We start from the raw sequence: 17881 nt of genomic DNA, 5'->3' as shown, positions 1-17881 counted from the left end.
CGCCTTAAGAGGAATCGCTTTCTCTGGATGCGGTAAAGCCCTGGGTTATCCCGTTCCGATAACCCAGGAAAAAGATTGCTCTTAATGAATTACATAATAAGTGGAGAGAGTATGAGTGTAAGTACACCGATGTTGGTGACCTTTGTAATTTACATCCTTGGGATGGTGTTAATCGGGTTTATTGCCTACCGTTCAACCAAAAGTTTTGATGACTACATTCTGGGTGGCCGCAGTTTAGGCAGCGTTGTTACCGCCTTGTCCGCAGGTGCATCGGATATGAGTGGTTGGTTGCTGATGGGCTTGCCGGGTGCCATTTTCCTGTCCGGTATCTCTGAGAGCTGGATTGCCATCGGCCTCACTATTGGTGCCTGGCTGAACTGGAAAATCGTTGCGGGCCGTCTGCGCGTGCAAACCGAACATCATGACAATGCCTTAACCCTGCCAGATTTCTTCTCCAGCCGTTTCGAGGATAAAAGCAAGCTGCTGCGTGTTATCTCCGCGGTGGTGATTCTCATCTTCTTCACCATTTACTGCGCATCGGGTGTAGTTGCTGGTGCCCGTCTGTTTGAAAGCACCTTTGGTATGGATTACCAGACCGCGCTGTGGGCCGGTGCGGCCGCCACTATTCTCTACACGCTGGTGGGTGGTTTCCTGGCGGTGAGCTGGACAGATACCGTCCAGGCCAGCCTGATGATCTTCGCGCTGATTCTGACGCCGGTGTTTGTGATTATTGCAGTTGGCGGCCTGGATGATTCCCTGGCGGTCATTGAAGCGAAAAGCCTCGAAAACCTCGACATGCTGAAAGGGCTGAATTTTGTCGCGGTGATCTCACTGCTCGGTTGGGGCTTAGGCTACTTTGGTCAGCCACATATCCTGGCGCGCTTTATGGCTGCAGACTCCCATCGTTCAATTCGTGCGGCACGTCGCATCGGTATGACATGGATGATTTTGTGCCTGGCCGGTGCGGTAGCGGTAGGCTTCTTTGGTATCGCGTACTTCCAGAACCATCCAGAGCAGGCCGCAGGCGTCAGCCAAAATGGCGAGCGCGTGTTTATTGAACTGGCGCGTATTCTGTTCAACCCATGGATTGCCGGTATTCTGCTCTCCGCGATTCTGGCGGCGGTGATGTCCACGCTGAGCTGTCAGCTGCTGGTGTGTTCAAGTGCCCTGACCGAAGACCTGTATAAAGGCTTCCTGCGTAAAAACGCCAGCCAGAAAGAGCTGGTGTGGGTGGGCCGTTTGATGGTGCTGGTGATTGCGCTGATCGCTATCGCGCTGGCGGCAAATCCGGAAAACCGTGTGCTGGGTCTGGTGAGCTACGCGTGGGCAGGCTTCGGTGCCGCCTTCGGTCCGGTAGTGTTGTTCGGTGTGTGCTGGAAGCGCATGACGCGCAACGGCGCGCTGGCCGGTATGGTGATTGGTGCGCTGACCGTGCTGCTGTGGAAGAACTACGGTTACACCGAGCTGTATGAAATTATCCCTGGTTTCATCTTCGCCAGCATCGCGATTGTCGTGTTCAGCCTGATCGGCAGCGGCCCGTCAGAAGAAGCGCAGGCGCGTTTCGCTGCGGCTGAAGCAGAATACAACACCAAGTAATTTTTTCGGTTTTAGTGCAAACCCGCCCGTTAAACGGCGGGTTTTTTATTGGATTTGAATCTTGCAGGCTTGGCAATTATGGCGTTGTACCTACCAATCAAGCGCATTTCGGTCGCCATAAATGGCAACACTACGACGAATGCGCGCGGCTTCAGTAGGGTGCTGTCTGATTCACCGCAATAAATGTGTTTGAGGGTCAGTAAAGGCCATCTCGAAGAGCGAAGCGTCCGAGCCATGGACAAAAACGCCAGGAGCGTTTTTGAACAATGCGCAGCATTGGCCCGTTAACGGGCGAGTCCCATGGATGGGACGAGTAATCGCGAGGCCGATCTGCAGGGAAGCATGACTCCTTCGCGATCGGGATGGCCTTTACTGGACCTTACACAATTCCATCAGCAATATTTTGCCCCCAGGAAATTCTGTCTCCCGCTCCGCAAATGAGAAATTATTTCATTAAGTGACTTGTATTTTCCATCCCTGTAATGATAATCGATATCGTTCGCACTTTACGTATTTTTACCTAAGGTTTACCCTCCTTAACATTCAAGAGGTTGGTGATGTTCGTACCGTTTCTCATTATGCTGCGTGAAGGTCTTGAAGCAGCGCTCATCGTCAGCCTGATTGCCAGTTACCTGAAACGTACCCAGCGCAGTCAATGGTTTCCTGCTATGTGGGCGGGTGTTTTCATTGCGGCAGCGCTCTGCTTGGCCCTTGGCATCTTCATCAATGAAACCACCGGTGAATTCCCGCAGAAACAGCAGGAACTGTTCGAAGGCATTGTGGCTGTTGTGGCGGTAGTTATCCTGACATCCATGGTGTTCTGGATGCGCAAAGTCTCGCGCAATATCAAAGCCACGCTTGAACGGTCGGTTGATCAGGCATTGCAAAAGCAGGGCGGAAGTGGCTTCCCGCTGGTGCTGATGGTCTTTTTGGCGGTGGCTCGTGAAGGGCTGGAATCCGTATTCTTCCTGCTCGCTGCCTTTACCCAGGATGTGGGCTATGCGCCGCCGATTGGTGCGGTGCTCGGTCTAATCACCGCTATTGTGCTGGGCATGTTGCTCTATTACGGCGGTATTCGCCTCAACCTGGGCAGCTTCTTCCGTTGGACCAGCCTGTTCATTCTATTCGTGGCTGCTGGCCTCGCGGCGGGGGCGATTCGTGCCTTCCATGAAGCCGGACTGTGGAACCATTTCCAGGATGTGGCTTTTGACCTCAGCAACACGCTCTCAACCCATTCGGTAGTAGGGACGCTGCTGGAAGGCATTCTCGGTTATCAGGAAACGCCTAGCGTCAGTGAAGTGGCGGTCTGGTTAATTTACCTGATCCCTGCACTGTTGCTGTTTTTCTTCCCGGCACGCCCAACGGCCAATGCCGCACGTACCACTCGCTGAAATTAAGTCAGGCGCGATTGCGCGCCTGTTCTTCCATGTAACAGGGATATCACTATGACGATTCGCTTCCGCCGCAAGGCGCTGTTGATTTCTATGCTGGCTCTCTCAGGCGCCGCTTCTGCTGCATCCATCCCGCAGGTCACGGTTACCGTCACCGACAAACAGTGCGAGCCGATGTCACTGAATGTGCAGGCAGGGAAAACCCAGTTCATCATCAAAAACAACAGCCAGAAAGCGCTGGAGTGGGAAATCCTGAAAGGGGTGATGGTGGTGGAAGAGCGTGAAAACATCGCGCCTGGCTTCAGCCAGAAACTGACGGCCAACCTCGAAGCGGGCGAATATGACATGACCTGTGGTCTGCTCACCAACCCGAAAGGCAAACTGGTGGTATCGGGTGAGTCGAAAACCGCTGCCAAAGGCAAAACCGACATCATGCAACTGGCTGGTCCGATCACCGACTACAAAACTTACGTGATGAGCGAAGTTAAAGAGCTGGTGGCGGGAACGCAGGCCTTCACCGATGCGGTGAAAGCAGGCGATCTGGAGAAAGCCAAAGCACTGTATGCGCCAACCCGTGCGCACTATGAGCGTATTGAACCGATTGCCGAACTGTTCTCCGATCTGGACAGCAGCATCGATGCCCGTGAAGACGACTTTGAGAAGAAAGCGGAAGATCCTAAATTCACCGGTTTCCACCGTATCGAAAAAATCCTGTGGGCTGACAAAACCACCAAAGGTGCAGAAGAGTTCGCCACTAAGCTGAACCAGGATGTGTTGGATCTGCAAACCCGTATCAGCGAGCTGGCATTCCCGCCAGCCAAAGTGGTCGGTGGCGCTGCCGGTCTGATTGAAGAAGTGGCGGCCAGCAAAATCTCTGGCGAGGAAGACCGTTACAGCCGCACCGACCTGTCTGACTTCCAGGCTAACATCGATGGCGCACAGAAAATCGTTGATCTGCTGCGTCCACAGTTACAAAAAGCTAACCCGCAACTGCTGGCGAAAGTTGACGCAAACTTCAATAAAGTGGATGGCATTCTCAGCAAATACCGCACCAAAGATGGATTTGAGTCTTACGAGAAGCTGACCACTGCTGACCGTAATGCGCTGAAAGGGCCGATCACCACCCTGGCGGAAGATCTCTCCCTGTTGCGCGGTACTTTAGGTCTCGACTAATCATGAGTAATAAAAATGACGCGGCGCAACCGTCGCGTCGTCGTTTATTGCAGGGATTAGGCATGCTGGGCGGCGCTGCCGCCCTCAGTGGCGGCTGTCCGTTCCATACGGCAGCTGCGGCTGACAGCTTCTCTCCCGGCACGGTTGCACCCGATGCACGCCAACAAGCGCAACCCTTCTTCGGCCCGCATCAAGCCGGCATTATCACTCCGCAACAGGCATCCATGATGCTGGTGGCGTTTGACGTCTTAGCCAGTGATAAAACCGATTTAGAGCGCTTATTCCGCTTACTCACCGCGCGCTTTGCTTTCCTGACCAAAGGTGGGCCAGCGCCAGCAGTGCCTAACCCGCAGTTGCCGCCGATGGATTCCGGTATTCTCGGTGCCGATATTGCACCCGACAACCTCACCATCACCTTGTCAGTCGGTACCTCATTGTTTGACGAGCGTTTTGGTCTCAGCGCCCACAAACCGACGCAGCTGCAAGCCATGACGCGTTTCCCCAATGATTCGCTTGATGCCGAGCAGTGTCATGGCGATCTGTTGATCCAGATTTGCGCCAATACCCAGGATACGGTGATCCACGCGCTGCGCGACATCATCAAGTACACCCCCGATCTGCTGGCGGTGCGCTGGCGTCGCGACGGCTTTATTGCCGACCATGCCGCACGCAGCAAAGGTCAGGAAACGCCCATCAACCTCTTAGGCTTCAAAGACGGCACCGCGAATCCAGATACGCACAATAATGCGCTGATGAATCAACTGCTGTGGGTCACGGCCAATCAGCAAGAGCCCGCCTGGACGGTGGGTGGCAGCTATCAGGCGGTGCGTATTATTCGTTTCCACGTTGAAATGTGGGATCGCACCCCGCTGGGCGAGCAGCAGACCATTTTTGGCCGCGAGAAATTATCCGGTGCGCCATTGGGCATGAAAAATGAACACGATGTGCCGGATTACAGTAAAGACCCCGATGGTGATGTGATTGCACTTGATGCGCATATTCGCCTCGCCAACCCACGTACGCCTGCAACCGACAGCAGTTTGATGCTGCGCCGAGGTTACAGCTACTCTTCTGGTATCACCGGAGCAGGGCAGTTAGATATGGGGCTATTGTTCGTCTGTTATCAGCATGATTTAGCCAAAGGCTTTATCACCGTGCAGAAGCGTCTGAATGGCGAAGCGCTGGAAGAATATATACGCCCGATTGGTGGCGGATACTTTTTCGTTTTACCCGGTGTTCCAGACGAAAAACATTATCTCGGCCAGCCTTTACTGCAAGCCTGATTAATAAATACACAGCGCCTGCGCAGCATGACGGCTGCGCAGGCGCGCCATCATACCAGTTGCCAACTTTTCTCTGGATGCACCCGCTTCCGAATGTTCCTAAAAAGTTCAGCCATGGCGAAATTATCCATGCTATTGATAATGCGATTAAATTTAATTTAAGTGTGAAATTCTCATGCTTCGCTTAAAACTTTTTCTTTAGCGGGAAGTAAAATTACTGTTGCAAAGCACCGCAAATATGATGCACTTTACTCATAAGCGTTGTCAGTTGTGTGGCTAAGTCCACTGGAGTTCGCGCATGACCCGGTCCTTCTATGGACAGTTAAATACACTTCAGCTAGCGCAGTACACTGCGGGGGATTTCTTCCCTCCAAAGTATCCTCTTCACTTTTCAATTATCGTTTCCGAACTAACGCCAATTCTTTACCGGTGCGCTACAGCGCTTCGTCGTTGTTGCACACTATTCTCAATGGCCAGACTCGGCTTACAAGGAAGCCAACGAAACCTCTAAAGCGTTCAAGTCATCGCCGCGGGTGATCCGCCGCGATAAATGAAACCAACTGTAAGGTGCCACTATGGGAAGACAGAAAGCAGTGATCAAAGCGCGTCGTGAAGCAAGAAGAGTCGTTCGTAGTGATTCTCGCAGTCACCGTCAGCGCGAAGAAGAATCGGTCACTTCGCTGGTGCAGATGGGTGGGTTGGACTCAATAGGCATGGCGCGTGATTCACGCGATCGTGGTCCGATTGAAGCCAGAAATGAAGCTCAGGCGCACTATCTTAACGCCATAGAATCGAAACAGCTGATATTCGCCACCGGTGAAGCCGGTTGCGGTAAAACCTGGATTAGCGCAGCCAAAGCGGCTGAGGCCCTGATCAATAAGGACATCGAAAGGATAATTGTGACGCGCCCGGTTCTGCAGGCGGATGAGGATCTCGGTTTCCTCCCCGGAGACATTTCCGAGAAGTTCGCCCCGTATTTCCGACCGGTATACGACGTTCTGGTTAAACGTCTCGGCGCTTCCTTTATGCAGTACTGCCTGCGACCCGAAATCGCTAAGGTAGAGATCGCGCCCTTCGCATATATGCGTGGACGTACCTTTGAAAATGCGGTGGTGATCCTTGATGAGGCTCAAAACGTTACCGCCGCACAGATGAAGATGTTCCTGACACGCTTAGGCGAAAACGTGACGGTTATCGTCAACGGCGATATCACTCAGTGTGACTTGCCGTCTAACGTCAAATCTGGTCTGGCCGATGCGTTAGCGCGCTTCGAAGAAGATGAGATGATTGGCGTGGTGCGTTTCGGCAAAGACGACTGCGTCCGCTCGGCACTCTGCCAGCGCACGCTGCATGCTTACAGTTAACCTTTATAAAAGTAGATTGAGAGTGTAGCGAAGCAAAACCCGGCGCAAGCCGGGTTTTTTTGTTCCCGGTTAACCAGGCTCAGTTGAACGAATCATGAGTTGATTGTTGGGGAAGTCGATTAACACTGCATGGTTCTGTAGAAAGTTGGTCCCTAATAATCCATCCGCTTTCATATGTTGAAAATCACCTTCAAGAACTAAGACGTTCACGTTAAATTTCCCTGGTGCGGTGTCTTTAATATGAACCTGAGTCGCCTCGCAGTTATTGTTATCCATCTCAGCCATGACGCGTTGGCAGTCGATGGTGTTAGATGTTTCGTTTATTCGTTCTTTCCATAACAATGAAACTGTCGCGCCGGTATCCAGCATCATTTTATAATTTTCATTATTGTGAGTGACATCAATTATAATCCCTTCATCACTTACCGTTAAGGGTAACGATAACCACTCATCATTAATGATATTTAACTCTGAAAACTGATTGGCGACGGTAAACGTCTGCTGGGGATAATCCATCATCAGTACTTTCTGTTTGAACAAACCTAAGCCGATGACCATATGCTCAGGGCGCTTCCCGTCTGGCAACAACGTCAAACCCCAAGGGGTTAATGAGACACCTTCAACGTTTTCGAAGCTCATACCGTTGACATAGACATGATGAAACTTAAATTTGTCGTTAAGAAAGACTTTGCCAGTGAGGTCGGTAGTGCGTGCCTTCTCTTTTAGACGTTTTAAATTTGGCATATGACGCATATATGCCTGAGTGAAATGAAAGGCGGATTGTGATCCGCTATCCACCATAAATTCACCTTCCTGCCCATTGATATTGACCTTAACAATAGGCAGTGCACTTTCATCCAGATTAAAAGGCAGTGTTATTACTGCTTCAGCTAATGGAATCGAAGCTAAGGCGAGAATTAAAATGCCATTGCGTAAGAGTCCTTTCATATAAAACGCGTCCTAATTTATCCTGCGCTGGAGATTTACACTCCAGTGCATTACATTTTTATCCGAAAGTGTTCTTGTCTATATCTGGTGATCTAAAACAAGGCGTTTCTTGCGAAAACCGGGCGGTACGCGCATCACGCTCATAACCTTGCGGTTCACACAGCAGATGATAAAGATCGGGCCGACGGCCATGGATCCAGCGTCGGCCGGTCGACATCGCGAGCAAAGAGAGATCCAACTCGGCGCTGACAAGCGCATCCCGGAAAGTGGTGGTTTCATTGATAATGCGGCCATAGGGGTCAATCACCATCGCGTTGCCAGTACGGATTTCGCCGTTATCGAGTCCAACACCGTTGCTGAACAATAAGAACAGCCCATTATCGTGTGCGCGTGACGGCAACCAGCGCATCAACCAACCGCGCCCGCTGTCTCCGGCTAATGCGGCTTCCAGTGCATCTGGATCCTGCTCGCGGTTCTCCCACAAACTGATCGGAATTGGCTTCATGCCGAAGGGGCTACGTGAATGCGTGCCGCCGGTCTGATGTGGTGCAATCAAAATATCGGCACCAAGCAGGGCGGTGATGCGCACGTTATCAGTCAGGTTGTTATCCCAGCAGATCAAAATCCCAATACGCACTCCCCATGGTGTATCGAAAACGGTGAATTCATTCCCTTGGGAAATCGCTGGATGTTCAAATGCGTGGATTTTGCGATGAATATGACGCTGACCATCCGGCATGCACACGGCATAGGCATTGTAGAGCTGGCCATTGCGATGTTTTTCAATGAAACCAGCACCGATTGCCATCTGGTACTTCTCAGCCAGCATTGCGATACGTGCCAGCGAGGGGCTGTCATCACTGCGTTCAGCCAGCGCTTCCACCTCTTCAGCAGAGAGATCCGTAACATGCCAGTAGCCAGTGATACACATTTCAGGGAAGGCGAGAACCTGGGTTCCTGCCTGCGCGGCTTGCAGAATAAAGTCTTCCATTACCGCTAAGTTGTACTGCTTATCGTTGGCGCGATGGCAAAACTGCACGCTGGCAACGCGAAGGTGCTTATCCATTCTGGTTTCTCTGACGGGGAAAGTGGATGCTATTTCACCAGATTGAAATCTACCGTGTATAATCACAAAATCTCGCATTTTGATAACCAAACGGAATGGATATTAAATTTCTGCGCGCCTTCGTGACGCTAGCCAAAACAGGGTCGTATCATGCGGCCGCGGACATACTGTGTGTGACACAACCCGCGCTCACTAAGCAGATCCAGACGCTGGAGCATTTTGTTGGTGTCACGCTTTTTCAGCGCGGGCGTAATGGCGCAAGGCTGACCATCGCTGGTGAGCAACTGTTGCCAAATGCACAGGATATTGTTGAACGGCATACACAGTTTTGTGCGTCAATCGCTGAGCTGCAAAGCGGTCATGCGGGAAAGCTGACCGTTGGGTTCGGCATCTCGTCATTTCGACTTGCCCCCGAGCGGGTAGCGGCATTCCGTAACCTGTATCCTGGCGTGCAAGTGTTTTTGAATGATATGCCCTCAGCGGTGCAGTGCCAGCAACTGATTGAAGGGCGTCTTCAGGTCGGATTTGTGCGTCTGCCAGTGCCTGAGCCTTTGTGCAGTATGGCACTGGGCGAAGACCAACTGGTGTTGGCGGTTGCTGCCGATTGCGCTACAGAATCCACGACGTTAATTGAAACCCATCAACTGTTGCAGCTCTCGCCGTATCGCGGTGACGGGCTAACGGAGCAGGCACAGCGTTATCTTTGTGCTCATCACCTTAAGCCGCGCACAGTGGCGGCCGCCGATGATATCCAGACATTGCTGGCATTAGTAGCGGCGGGTGATGGCATCGCATTACTCCCCGCCAGCGTGATGCATATTCTGCCCTCAGCTGTGAAGTTGTTATCGCTTGAGGGTGAATATACGCGCTGGCAAACCGGCATGGCCTGGCATGCGCAGATTAAAGACCCAGTAAGAGATAACTTTTTGCATCTGGTGAGAAGTAACTAAAAGCGTTTTCGGGCTCTGGATGAAAGATAAAAGGGCGGGTGCATTGAGGTCAGCCATGCCAACACAAAAGAGAGGCGGGAGTCTCCTCCCGCCGGTTGCTCTTACTTCAAGGATTCGTAAGCCATGAATGCAGCAACCTCCATGTGGCCGGTTCGGATTCGTACCTCACAGAGGTCTTTTCTCGTGACCAATATCACGGCCAGCACTGCCGCGATGAAGAAGATGGCGATCAAGATCGCCTCACGCTGCTTCATGGTTGCTTCTCCTTGCCTTTCGGCGAGTAAGACGCTACCTTTCATGTTGTCTGGCATTAAGGGTAGGCCTCGGGTTGATTGAATAAATCTCTCGGGGCTTTCTTCTTTCTGCCGTCAGCCATGCTTAAGACAGAAAGCCTCAAGCACCCGCCCGAATACTACGTATCCTGATACAAGCTCACAATGAGATGCCTTGTAGTCGAATTCTTAATCTGTGAAAAGTTTGACCGCTGGAGTCAGATGATGAAATTGAGCAACCTCAATTTCAAGAGATAGCGGTGGGCGGCGGGATATACAATTAAAAATGCCCAGCTGTTAACTGGGCACTTTCATATAAATAATGGCGGTGAGAGGGGGATTGATTCGCTGCGCTCACCCTACGGGCAGCGTCGCAGGCTCCGCTTTCCAACTGGCTGACGCCAGTTGTCGAACCCCAATCGGGGCTTCTCATCCCCCTCAGATCGGCGGGAAATGCAAATAAAAATGCCCAGCTGTTAACTGGGCACTTTCATATAAATAATGGCGGTGAGAGGGGGATTCGAACCCCCGATACGTTGCCGTATACACACTTTCCAGGCGTGCTCCTTCAGCCACTCGGACATCTCACCACGTTTTTTCCGCTAACCGCACTGGGTCAACGGGGCGCTACTATAGGGAGTAACCCGAAAACGGTCAAGCCCTATTTTCTCCTTTTCTTCTATTCGCTTAAGCTCTGTGCAGCTTGCTGCAACTCTCAACGAAGTGGTGTTTCTGTCATCAAATTATTCCCTATCCGCCACAAAAGTGTCACCAAACTGTCGCAGACTTGTCTGCGGAAACATTTGGTTATATTTAATGATAAGGATGCTTATAAATGAAACACATACCTCTTTTCACGGTTTCTCTGCTGGCCTCATTAATCACCGCGTCAGCAGTGGCAGATGATGCAACATACTCGCGTGCCGCAACTGGCGATATTACCGAACACGGTGGCGCGCGCCGCCTGAGCAGCGATCAAACTGAAGCGCTGAAAGCGTCATTAATGAACACCACGGCTAAAAACGTCATCTTGTTGATCGGTGATGGCATGGGCGATTCAGAAATTACCGCCGCTCGTAACCAGGCGATGGGGGCTGGTGGATTCTTCCCCGGTCTGGATGCATTGCCACTGACCGGGCAATACACGCACTATTCCCTCGACAAGAAAACTCACAAACCCAACTATGTGACAGATTCAGCCGCATCAGCGACGGCGTGGGCCACCGGCACCAAATCCTACAATGGCGCAATTGGCGTCGATGTGAATGGCAAAGATCAGGTCACCATTCTTGAGCTGGCGAAAGCCGCCGGGAAAGCCACCGGTAATGTGTCAACCGCTGAACTGCAGGATGCAACGCCTGCTGCATTGATGGCGCATGTCACGTCGCGTAAATGCTATGGCCCTGAAAAAACCAGCGAGCTGTGTCCGACTAACGCGCTGGAGCAGGGCGGTAAAGGATCAATCAGCGAGCAGATGCTGAAAACCCGTCCTGATGTCACCTTGGGAGGCGGCGCAAAATCCTTTAATGAAAGCGCTAAAGCCGGTGAGTACCAAGGTAAAACCCTACGTGAGCAGGCTCAGGCGTTAGGCTTTCAGCTGGTGGATAACCTTGAAGGCATGAATGCGATTCAGCAGGCCGATCAAACTAAACCGGTATTGGGCCTGTTCTCTGATGGCAACATGCCGGTGCGCTGGCAAGGGCCGAAAGCCAGCTATCACGGCAATATTGATAAGCCAGTGGTGACCTGCGAAGTGAACAAAGAACGTCCAGCTTCCGCACCGACTCTGGCGCAGATGACCAAAAAGGCGCTCGATCTGCTGAGCACTAATGAGAAAGGCTTCTTCCTGCAGGTAGAAGGGGCATCGATCGATAAGCAGGACCATGCTGCGAACCCGTGCGGTCAGATTGGTGAAACCGTCGATCTGGATGAAGCGGTGCAGCAGGCACTGGCCTTTGCCCGTGAGCACGGTGATACGCTGGTAGTGGTGACCGCAGATCATGCGCACAGCAGTCAGATTATCGAGAACGGCAGCAAAGCGCCGGGTCTTACGCAGGCACTGAATACCAAAGATGGCGCAGTGATGACCATCAGCTACGGTAACTCGGAAGATGATTCACAAGGCCATACCGGGACGCAGATTCGTATTGCAGCTTACGGACCGCATGCGGCGAACGTGGTCGGTCTCACCGATCAGACCGACCTGTTCTTTACGCTGAAAGATGCGATGGGAATTAAGTAATAAAATCAGGGGCGGTCTGATGATCGCCCCTCACTGTTACAGGCCGCGCTGAGCCATCAGACGGGCTAAATCGACTAAGCGATTGGAGAAGCCCCACTCGTTGTCATACCAGGCAAGGATTTTTACCAGGTTACCGCCAATAACCAGCGTTGATAGTCCATCAATGATCGATGAACGCGGATCGCCCTGATAGTCGCTGGAGACCAGTGGTTCATCGCTGTAGCCCAATATCCCTTTCAGCGGACCTTTTGCGGCAGCGGCTTTAAATGCGTTGTTCACTTCCTCAGCCGTCACATCCCGTTTTAACGTCACGGTTAAATCAACAATCGATACCACGGGAACCGGCACGCGCAGTGAATAACCGGTCAGGCGACCATCCAGCTCGGGAATCACGCGTCCCAACGCCTTAGCGGCACCACTTGAGTAAGGTACTATCGACAGCGCCGCCGCACGCGCGCCACGCAGATCTTTTTCAGGCTGATCGTGCAGTACCTGGCTGTTGGTGTAAGCATGCGTGGTGTTCATCAAACCATGTTCAATACCAAAAGCCTGATTGAGCACCTGTGCTGCCGGTGCTAAACCGTTCGTGGTGCAGCTACCATTGCTGACCACGAAGTGCTGTTGTGGATCGTAGCGCTGGTCGTTCACACCCAGCACAATCGTCAAGTCATCATTTTTACCCGGCGCGGAAATAATCACCCGTTTTGCGCCACCGCTGGTGATATGCACGGCAGCTTTGTCGCGTTCGGTGAAGAAGCCGGTGGCTTCAATCACGATATCAACGCCGACATCACGCCAGCGAATATTGGCCGGGTCGCGCTCGCTGAACACACGCACTGGCTTGCCATCGATACGCAACTCGCCTTCAGAGGCTTCCACTTCAGCGGGTAAACGGCCGAGCAGCGAATCATGTTTCAGCAGGTGTGCCAGCGTCTTGCTGTCGGTGAGATCGTTGATTGCCACAATCTCAATATCGTCGCTACCCAGTGCGGCACGGAATACGTTACGTCCGATACGGCCAAAGCCGTTAATGCCTACCTTGATCATCATTGACTCCTTATATGAAGTGATTGCAGTCAATGTAGGCCGTTCACAGGATGGCGTAAACGACAAAAAAGGATCACTTTACGCCAATTTTCGGCAGTGAAAGCGTTGGCGATATTCACCGGGTGTAAGGTGAAGTTGGCGTTCAAAACTGCGTCGCATGTTGATGCTGCTGCCGAAACCGGTCTCCTCAGCAATGCGCTCTAGCGTGTCACGGGTCTGTTCCAGCCTTTCCCGTGCAGCCGCCAAACGTGCTTCCGCGACAAAGCGTGCAGGCGGCGCACCGGTTTCACGGGTAAATACGCGGGTGAAGTTTCTTGGGCTCATGGCAGCATGTTCGGCCAGCTTTTCAACGGATAAGTCTTCGGCCAGATGGTCGCGAATCCAGCTTTGTAGCGCGTTAATCGGGCCAGAGTCACTTTGCTGGAGCTGGTAGCGACTGAACTGCATCTGTCCGCCGGGGCGGCGCAGATACATCACCATATCCTGTGCGATATCGCGTGCTACGCTGAAACCGAAATCCTCTTCAACCAACGCCAGCGTCAGGTCAAAGCCAGAACTGACGCCCCCTGAGGTCCAGATCGCGCCATCCTGAATATAGAGCGGGCCACCTTCAACCTTAACCTGTGGGAAGCGCGTTTGCAGTGTATCAAGCAGGCGCCAGTGCGAAGTGGCCCGTCGTCCATCCAGTAAACCTGCCTCCGCCAGCAGCATCGCACCGCCGCATATCGATACCACGCGTCGCGCCTGAGGGGCCGCCAGCTTGATAAAGTCCACCACCATGTTGCCTTCTTCCACGCTGTCGCCACGGCCGGTGATCATGATGGTATCCCAGGCCTGACGGGGATCGAGTTCGGCTAACTTGAGGTCGGCCAGCAGATTCAACCCGGACTGGCCATGGATGACTTGATGCGCTTGCGTCGTCGCGATACTGACACGATAGCGCGGCTGATCGAGGCCAACCGGCAAGTGCAGATTGGCGTGCATCAGGATGTCGGCGATGCCCGCCGCTTCGAACAGCATGCCGCCGTCGGGCACAATGACGAGAAAATTTTTCATGGCTTAAAGTGTTTCTTAATGACAAAGCAAGTCAAAGTGTCGCATGCTGGTGTCGGCAAAGACCAGACATTTTGGCCAAAGGAATGTATGACTTCACATGGAGCAATCAGTGGAAAATCGTTTAGACCAATTTTTAATGCATCCTCCCGCCATGACTTATCACGGCAGCAAACGTTGTGCTGTAGAGTTTCTGTGGTTCGGCATTAAAGAAGCGCGAGCCTGTTTGTTTGCGGGACTGTTTTTCCTGTCCATTTTTTGCGTACCGCGCACCGGCTTATTGGGCATCGCACGCTATGACCTGCTGCTGATGATTGCGCTGACTATCCAGTTCATCATGGTCGCAACACGGCTGGAAAGCTGGGATGAACTAAAAGCCATCACGCTGTTTCATTTGCTTGGGTTTGGGCTTGAGCTCTTTAAAACCTCGGCAGCGATTGGTTCCTGGCATTATCCCGAAGCAGCATGGAGCAAGGTGGCGGGTGTGCCGCTGTTCAGTGGATTTATGTATGCTGCAGTCGGCAGTTACATTATTCAGTGCTGGCGATTAATGGATCTGAAGATCCGCCACCATCCACCGATTATTCATGCGGTAATGCTTTCACTGGCCTTGTATGCCAACTTCTTTACCCACCATTTCATTGGCGATTACCGTTGGTACATTGCGGCGGTGGCGCTGGGGCTGTATGCACGATCCGAAGTGATTTTCACCCCTTATGACCGGCCATTCCGGATGCCGCTGCTGGTGGCATTTATCCTGATTGGCTTTTTCATCTGGCTGGCGGAGAACATGGGGACTTTCTTTGGCGTGTGGCAGTATCCCAACCAAATTGGCGCATGGGCAACAGTGCATGTAGGGAAGTGGGGAGCATGGTCGCTGCTGGTGATGATGACCTTTACCATCACGTTGTTTCTCAAGGATATTAAGAAACGCGTGCACATCGCCCAATAAAAAATCCACGCCGGGGCGTGGATTTTTCTAATAAAGAGTCGGCTTAGACGTTGAACCGTGATTTTGATTTTATCTTATTGATATTTATTTTTTTATTAACAGATTTATATTCACCATACTCATTATTGTACTCATTTTGGAGTGGGCTTGCTTTCGTAATTCGAAGGTCGTAGGTTCGACCCCTATTATCGGTACCAGCAACCTATATCTTATTGATTTAATTAATATTAAATTTATTTGGAGTTAAATCGCGTAGCCTCTACTACATAGAGGTCATACAGCCGATGGCTCAACGCGATAATCTGTATCGCCGTAGCAGCGGTATTTATGTTGTCCGTATTGCAGTTCCCGCCCGATACCGTCTCTACACGGGACAGCGTGAGATTCACGCTTCAACAGAAACAAACGACATCAGAAAAGCGCGAGTGATTGCCGCAGTCCTATTGGCTGTCTGGCAGCGATGTTTGGGTGAGTATCAAAAATTGGATAGAGAAAAGTTGGTGAGTAGTGCGCCTGCTTTGGCGGGCGAAGGAATGATCGGCCTTGCTGAATTTTGCGGTTTAACGAGTGCTTCCCTGCAACAAGTTGCTCAGCGCCTGCTTGATGCGAATATCCCGCTGTTTTGGCTTGCTATCTTGCTAAATAATATTAATAAAGATGCGTTTGGAGAAGAAACGCATCTTTTAATGATTAATTGAGTTTTTTAAACTGCCAAGTGTGATGAGAAGTTAGTTTGCCTGCATCATCTTTCTTAACATGAACACTAAATTTCTCACCATGTCCCGCTTCTCGAATTTCCTTGGGACAGTTTGTTATAGGTGTGCCAGCTGCGAAGATCTGCCCATCATCAACTATTACGGAAACTTTTTTGCCATTCACGTTTACAATGACATGAACTTCGGGAAGCTGACTGTAACTTTCTTTTGCAGGGCTTACATCATTAATAAATGTTAACTTACAATCAGTTCGCATTAATTCAAGGAATTTAAAATTTCTTCTGAGGCTAATCTTTGAGAATAAAGGTAAGTTGTCAGAGGCTAAGGCTTGCGGTTTACGTGTAATCACACCATAGATGACTTTGAAGGCTTTTTGTGTTATTCCTTTTTGAAGAGATTGGGTCAAGGGGGCACTTCCTTTTTGATTTACTAAATTAAGTAATTTTACGCTGCATTGCGGTTCCGAAAGCAATAATTCAATAGAGTTAGAACCTTGGTTGAATAAATGACTAAGTTGAGATGAGCGAGAAGATATTTTTATGTGATAAAAAACGCATAAATTATTTTCATAAGTTATTAAATCACATGGTTCGATCTGGGAGTAGCCATCAGGGCTAATGTCTGTTTGATCTAGGCATATGAATTCATTCAATAAAACAGGTATGGCTGAATTGTATTGAGCCTCGCTGTATGAGCGGGTTTGGTTGGCTGAAACAATGTCATGGTCGTAGTCTGGTAATGGGGATGGTATACATTTCCCATTGATATAGTCTGACAGTTCTTGTAAGTAATCAGCATCAACTTTATACCAGTCACCATCGCACATATGGTAGATGTTAGTTTGATCACCATTATTTATTGTTTTATCGAAAATCATGCATCTGTAGACACTAAAAGAGTGCGTCGTTAAACCTTCTGTATTACATAAATCCATAGATAGCTTTTTTAAGTCATTCAGCGTAATATTGTCTAATTTATCACCCATGTAATCGTATAGATTTTCAATATTGATATCGGGGTATATATGAAGCGTTTTATGAATTCCTTTAAAGGTGCAATATATATTATCTCTATAATCAACAATATCTGGTATGGCTAGCTCTAGATTTTCATCTTTTCTTTTGAAACTTTCCAATAAGAAGTTGTCTAGTTCTTTAACTCGAGCGGGATCTTTTTCTGGAGAAATTTTTTGAATGTTAGGGAATGCTTCTAAGTAATCATCACTTATATATAAATCAATAAGCTTTTCACATATTTCATTGAGTTTTTCTGGAGCCGTTTTCAATCCAACTTTAAGGCTTGCAGAACCTGTGGCATTGCTAAATAAATTTGAATGTTCCTCTTTAACTTTTCCTGTAAGACTTTTCAGTATTTCACTATTGCTATCAAAGTCAAGGTATGTAAGATCATTTGTTATAGGAAGTTGTGTTCTTTTTCTTCTGGCAGCACCAGGATCAACGATGTCTGCACTTTTTAATTCTTTGGGGTCAAGGCTATTAAGTGTAACTCTTAGACCAAAATCATACTCATAAGAAATATCCAATAAATTATGATAGACATGGCCGAAACACAAAGCGAATACTCTACCCTTTACAGGTAAGAAAATTAATGCACCTTTATTCTTTTGTGTGATGTTTCCACTTATGTTAAAGTAATCGACCCACCAAGGTATAGTTTCGATCTTATCTGAAATGAATAATGATGATCCGGCAGGTAAGCTTTGCGCGTGGAAATTACTTTGTAAACCGTGATCCTGTTTTAAAGAATTATTTGCATTATAGCCGTCTTTGAGCAAATAAATTGAAAATGGCCTCGTTTTCATAACTAT

The 17881-nt window shown here is 50.2% G+C and carries 14 protein-coding genes, 1 tRNA gene, 1 other RNA gene and 1 pseudogene; 9 read left to right on the top strand and 8 right to left on the bottom strand.

What is annotated here, in order from left to right:
- Positions 1-111: 111 nt before the first annotated feature.
- The 5 genes from putP (at position 112) to phoH (ending at position 6807) form a co-directional block, all read left to right on the top strand.
- On the top strand, positions 112-1596 hold the full coding sequence (putP, locus tag QMZ30_RS17425) for a sodium/proline symporter PutP (protein ID WP_283228326.1): 1485 nt from the start codon (positions 112-114) through the stop codon (positions 1594-1596).
- A 557-nt stretch (positions 1597-2153) separates the two neighbouring features.
- Entirely contained in the window at positions 2154-2987 is an 834-nt protein-coding gene (gene efeU / locus QMZ30_RS17420; protein ID WP_283228325.1) for an iron uptake transporter permease EfeU, read from the top strand.
- Between the two features lie 54 nt (positions 2988-3041).
- Positions 3042-4160: an iron uptake system protein EfeO gene (gene efeO / locus QMZ30_RS17415; RefSeq protein WP_283228324.1), complete on the top strand. Its 1119-nt coding sequence runs from the start codon at positions 3042-3044 to the stop codon at positions 4158-4160.
- A 2-nt stretch (positions 4161-4162) separates the two neighbouring features.
- The gene (gene efeB / locus QMZ30_RS17410; protein WP_283228323.1) at positions 4163-5443 is read left to right on the top strand and encodes an iron uptake transporter deferrochelatase/peroxidase subunit; all 1281 of its coding nucleotides are present in this window, start codon (positions 4163-4165) and stop codon (positions 5441-5443) included.
- Positions 5444-6018: 575 nt separating this feature from the next.
- Entirely contained in the window at positions 6019-6807 is a 789-nt protein-coding gene (gene phoH / locus QMZ30_RS17405; protein WP_039331813.1) for a phosphate starvation-inducible protein PhoH, read from the top strand.
- A gap of 69 nt (positions 6808-6876) precedes the next feature.
- Here the strand turns inward: phoH and QMZ30_RS17400 are convergent, their stop codons facing one another.
- Both QMZ30_RS17400 and QMZ30_RS17395 read right to left on the bottom strand, forming a co-directional pair.
- Positions 6877-7755, bottom strand: coding sequence for a retropepsin-like aspartic protease (locus tag QMZ30_RS17400; protein WP_283228322.1), 879 nt, complete (start codon positions 7753-7755; stop codon positions 6877-6879).
- Positions 7756-7813: 58 nt separating this feature from the next.
- Positions 7814-8821 carry a nitrilase family protein gene (locus QMZ30_RS17395; RefSeq protein WP_283228321.1) on the bottom strand — a complete coding sequence of 336 codons (1008 nt, stop codon included), beginning with the start codon at positions 8819-8821 and terminating at the stop codon, positions 7814-7816.
- A gap of 95 nt (positions 8822-8916) precedes the next feature.
- Here QMZ30_RS17395 and QMZ30_RS17390 point away from each other — a divergent pair, with 95 nt between their 5' ends.
- Positions 8917-9771: a LysR family transcriptional regulator gene (locus QMZ30_RS17390; RefSeq protein WP_283228320.1), complete on the top strand. Its 855-nt coding sequence runs from the start codon at positions 8917-8919 to the stop codon at positions 9769-9771.
- A 101-nt stretch (positions 9772-9872) separates the two neighbouring features.
- Here the strand turns inward: QMZ30_RS17390 and QMZ30_RS17385 are convergent, their stop codons facing one another.
- The 3 genes from QMZ30_RS17385 to QMZ30_RS17375 all read right to left on the bottom strand — a co-directional run bounded on the left by QMZ30_RS17385 (position 9873) and on the right by QMZ30_RS17375 (position 10633).
- Entirely contained in the window at positions 9873-10025 is a 153-nt protein-coding gene (locus QMZ30_RS17385) for a Hok/Gef family protein (protein ID WP_039331820.1), read from the bottom strand.
- A 341-nt stretch (positions 10026-10366) separates the two neighbouring features.
- A non-coding RNA gene (locus QMZ30_RS17380) (RtT sRNA) lies at positions 10367-10497 on the bottom strand.
- A gap of 48 nt (positions 10498-10545) precedes the next feature.
- Positions 10546-10633 (bottom strand) — tRNA-Ser (locus tag QMZ30_RS17375).
- A gap of 245 nt (positions 10634-10878) precedes the next feature.
- On the opposite strand from QMZ30_RS17375, the gene phoA reads away from it, so the two are divergent.
- Positions 10879-12285 carry an alkaline phosphatase gene (phoA, locus tag QMZ30_RS17370; protein ID WP_283228319.1) on the top strand — a complete coding sequence of 469 codons (1407 nt, stop codon included), beginning with the start codon at positions 10879-10881 and terminating at the stop codon, positions 12283-12285.
- Between the two features lie 36 nt (positions 12286-12321).
- Here phoA and gap read toward each other — a convergent pair whose 3' ends face one another.
- Both gap and QMZ30_RS17360 read right to left on the bottom strand, forming a co-directional pair.
- A complete protein-coding gene (gene gap, locus QMZ30_RS17365; protein WP_283228340.1) occupies positions 12322-13332 on the bottom strand; it encodes a type I glyceraldehyde-3-phosphate dehydrogenase in 1011 nt (336 codons plus the stop codon).
- Between the two features lie 78 nt (positions 13333-13410).
- The gene (locus QMZ30_RS17360; RefSeq protein ID WP_283228318.1) at positions 13411-14388 is read right to left on the bottom strand and encodes a GlxA family transcriptional regulator; all 978 of its coding nucleotides are present in this window, start codon (positions 14386-14388) and stop codon (positions 13411-13413) included.
- A gap of 136 nt (positions 14389-14524) precedes the next feature.
- On the opposite strand from QMZ30_RS17360, the gene QMZ30_RS17355 reads away from it, so the two are divergent.
- Both QMZ30_RS17355 and QMZ30_RS17350 read left to right on the top strand, forming a co-directional pair.
- Entirely contained in the window at positions 14525-15337 is an 813-nt protein-coding gene (locus QMZ30_RS17355; protein ID WP_283228339.1) for a DUF817 domain-containing protein, read from the top strand.
- 284 nt (positions 15338-15621) lie between these two features.
- Positions 15622-15969 (top strand): annotated as a pseudogene (locus QMZ30_RS17350) (DUF6538 domain-containing protein); the annotation flags it as partial.
- Positions 15970-16027: 58 nt separating this feature from the next.
- On the opposite strand, the gene QMZ30_RS17345 reads toward QMZ30_RS17350, so the two are convergent.
- The gene (locus QMZ30_RS17345; RefSeq protein ID WP_283228317.1) at positions 16028-17875 is read right to left on the bottom strand and encodes a TIGR04141 family sporadically distributed protein; all 1848 of its coding nucleotides are present in this window, start codon (positions 17873-17875) and stop codon (positions 16028-16030) included.
- Positions 17876-17881 lie beyond the last annotated feature (6 nt).

This window comes from Pantoea sp. EA-12 (genome assembly GCF_030053355.1).
GTDB lineage: Bacteria > Pseudomonadota > Gammaproteobacteria > Enterobacterales > Enterobacteriaceae > Pantoea > Pantoea vagans_C.
This window is presented reverse-complemented; position numbering and strand designations above follow the sequence as displayed.

Coding starts and splice junctions, on each gene's coding strand:
- QMZ30_RS17395 (WP_283228321.1), bottom strand. CDS start 8,821: ATGGATAAGCACCTTCGCGTTGCCAGCGTGCAGTTTTGCCATCGCGCC.
- efeU (WP_283228325.1), top strand. CDS start 2,154: ATGTTCGTACCGTTTCTCATTATGCTGCGTGAAGGTCTTGAAGCAGCG.
- efeO (WP_283228324.1), top strand. CDS start 3,042: ATGACGATTCGCTTCCGCCGCAAGGCGCTGTTGATTTCTATGCTGGCT.
- phoA (WP_283228319.1), top strand. CDS start 10,879: ATGAAACACATACCTCTTTTCACGGTTTCTCTGCTGGCCTCATTAATC.
- QMZ30_RS17355 (WP_283228339.1), top strand. CDS start 14,525: ATGCATCCTCCCGCCATGACTTATCACGGCAGCAAACGTTGTGCTGTA.
- QMZ30_RS17345 (WP_283228317.1), bottom strand. CDS start 17,875: ATGAAAACGAGGCCATTTTCAATTTATTTGCTCAAAGACGGCTATAAT.
- phoH (WP_039331813.1), top strand. CDS start 6,019: ATGGGAAGACAGAAAGCAGTGATCAAAGCGCGTCGTGAAGCAAGAAGA.
- QMZ30_RS17400 (WP_283228322.1), bottom strand. CDS start 7,755: ATGAAAGGACTCTTACGCAATGGCATTTTAATTCTCGCCTTAGCTTCG.
- efeB (WP_283228323.1), top strand. CDS start 4,163: ATGAGTAATAAAAATGACGCGGCGCAACCGTCGCGTCGTCGTTTATTG.
- QMZ30_RS17360 (WP_283228318.1), bottom strand. CDS start 14,388: ATGAAAAATTTTCTCGTCATTGTGCCCGACGGCGGCATGCTGTTCGAA.
- QMZ30_RS17390 (WP_283228320.1), top strand. CDS start 8,917: ATGGATATTAAATTTCTGCGCGCCTTCGTGACGCTAGCCAAAACAGGG.
- gap (WP_283228340.1), bottom strand. CDS start 13,332: ATGATCAAGGTAGGCATTAACGGCTTTGGCCGTATCGGACGTAACGTA.
- putP (WP_283228326.1), top strand. CDS start 112: ATGAGTGTAAGTACACCGATGTTGGTGACCTTTGTAATTTACATCCTT.
- QMZ30_RS17385 (WP_039331820.1), bottom strand. CDS start 10,025: ATGAAGCAGCGTGAGGCGATCTTGATCGCCATCTTCTTCATCGCGGCA.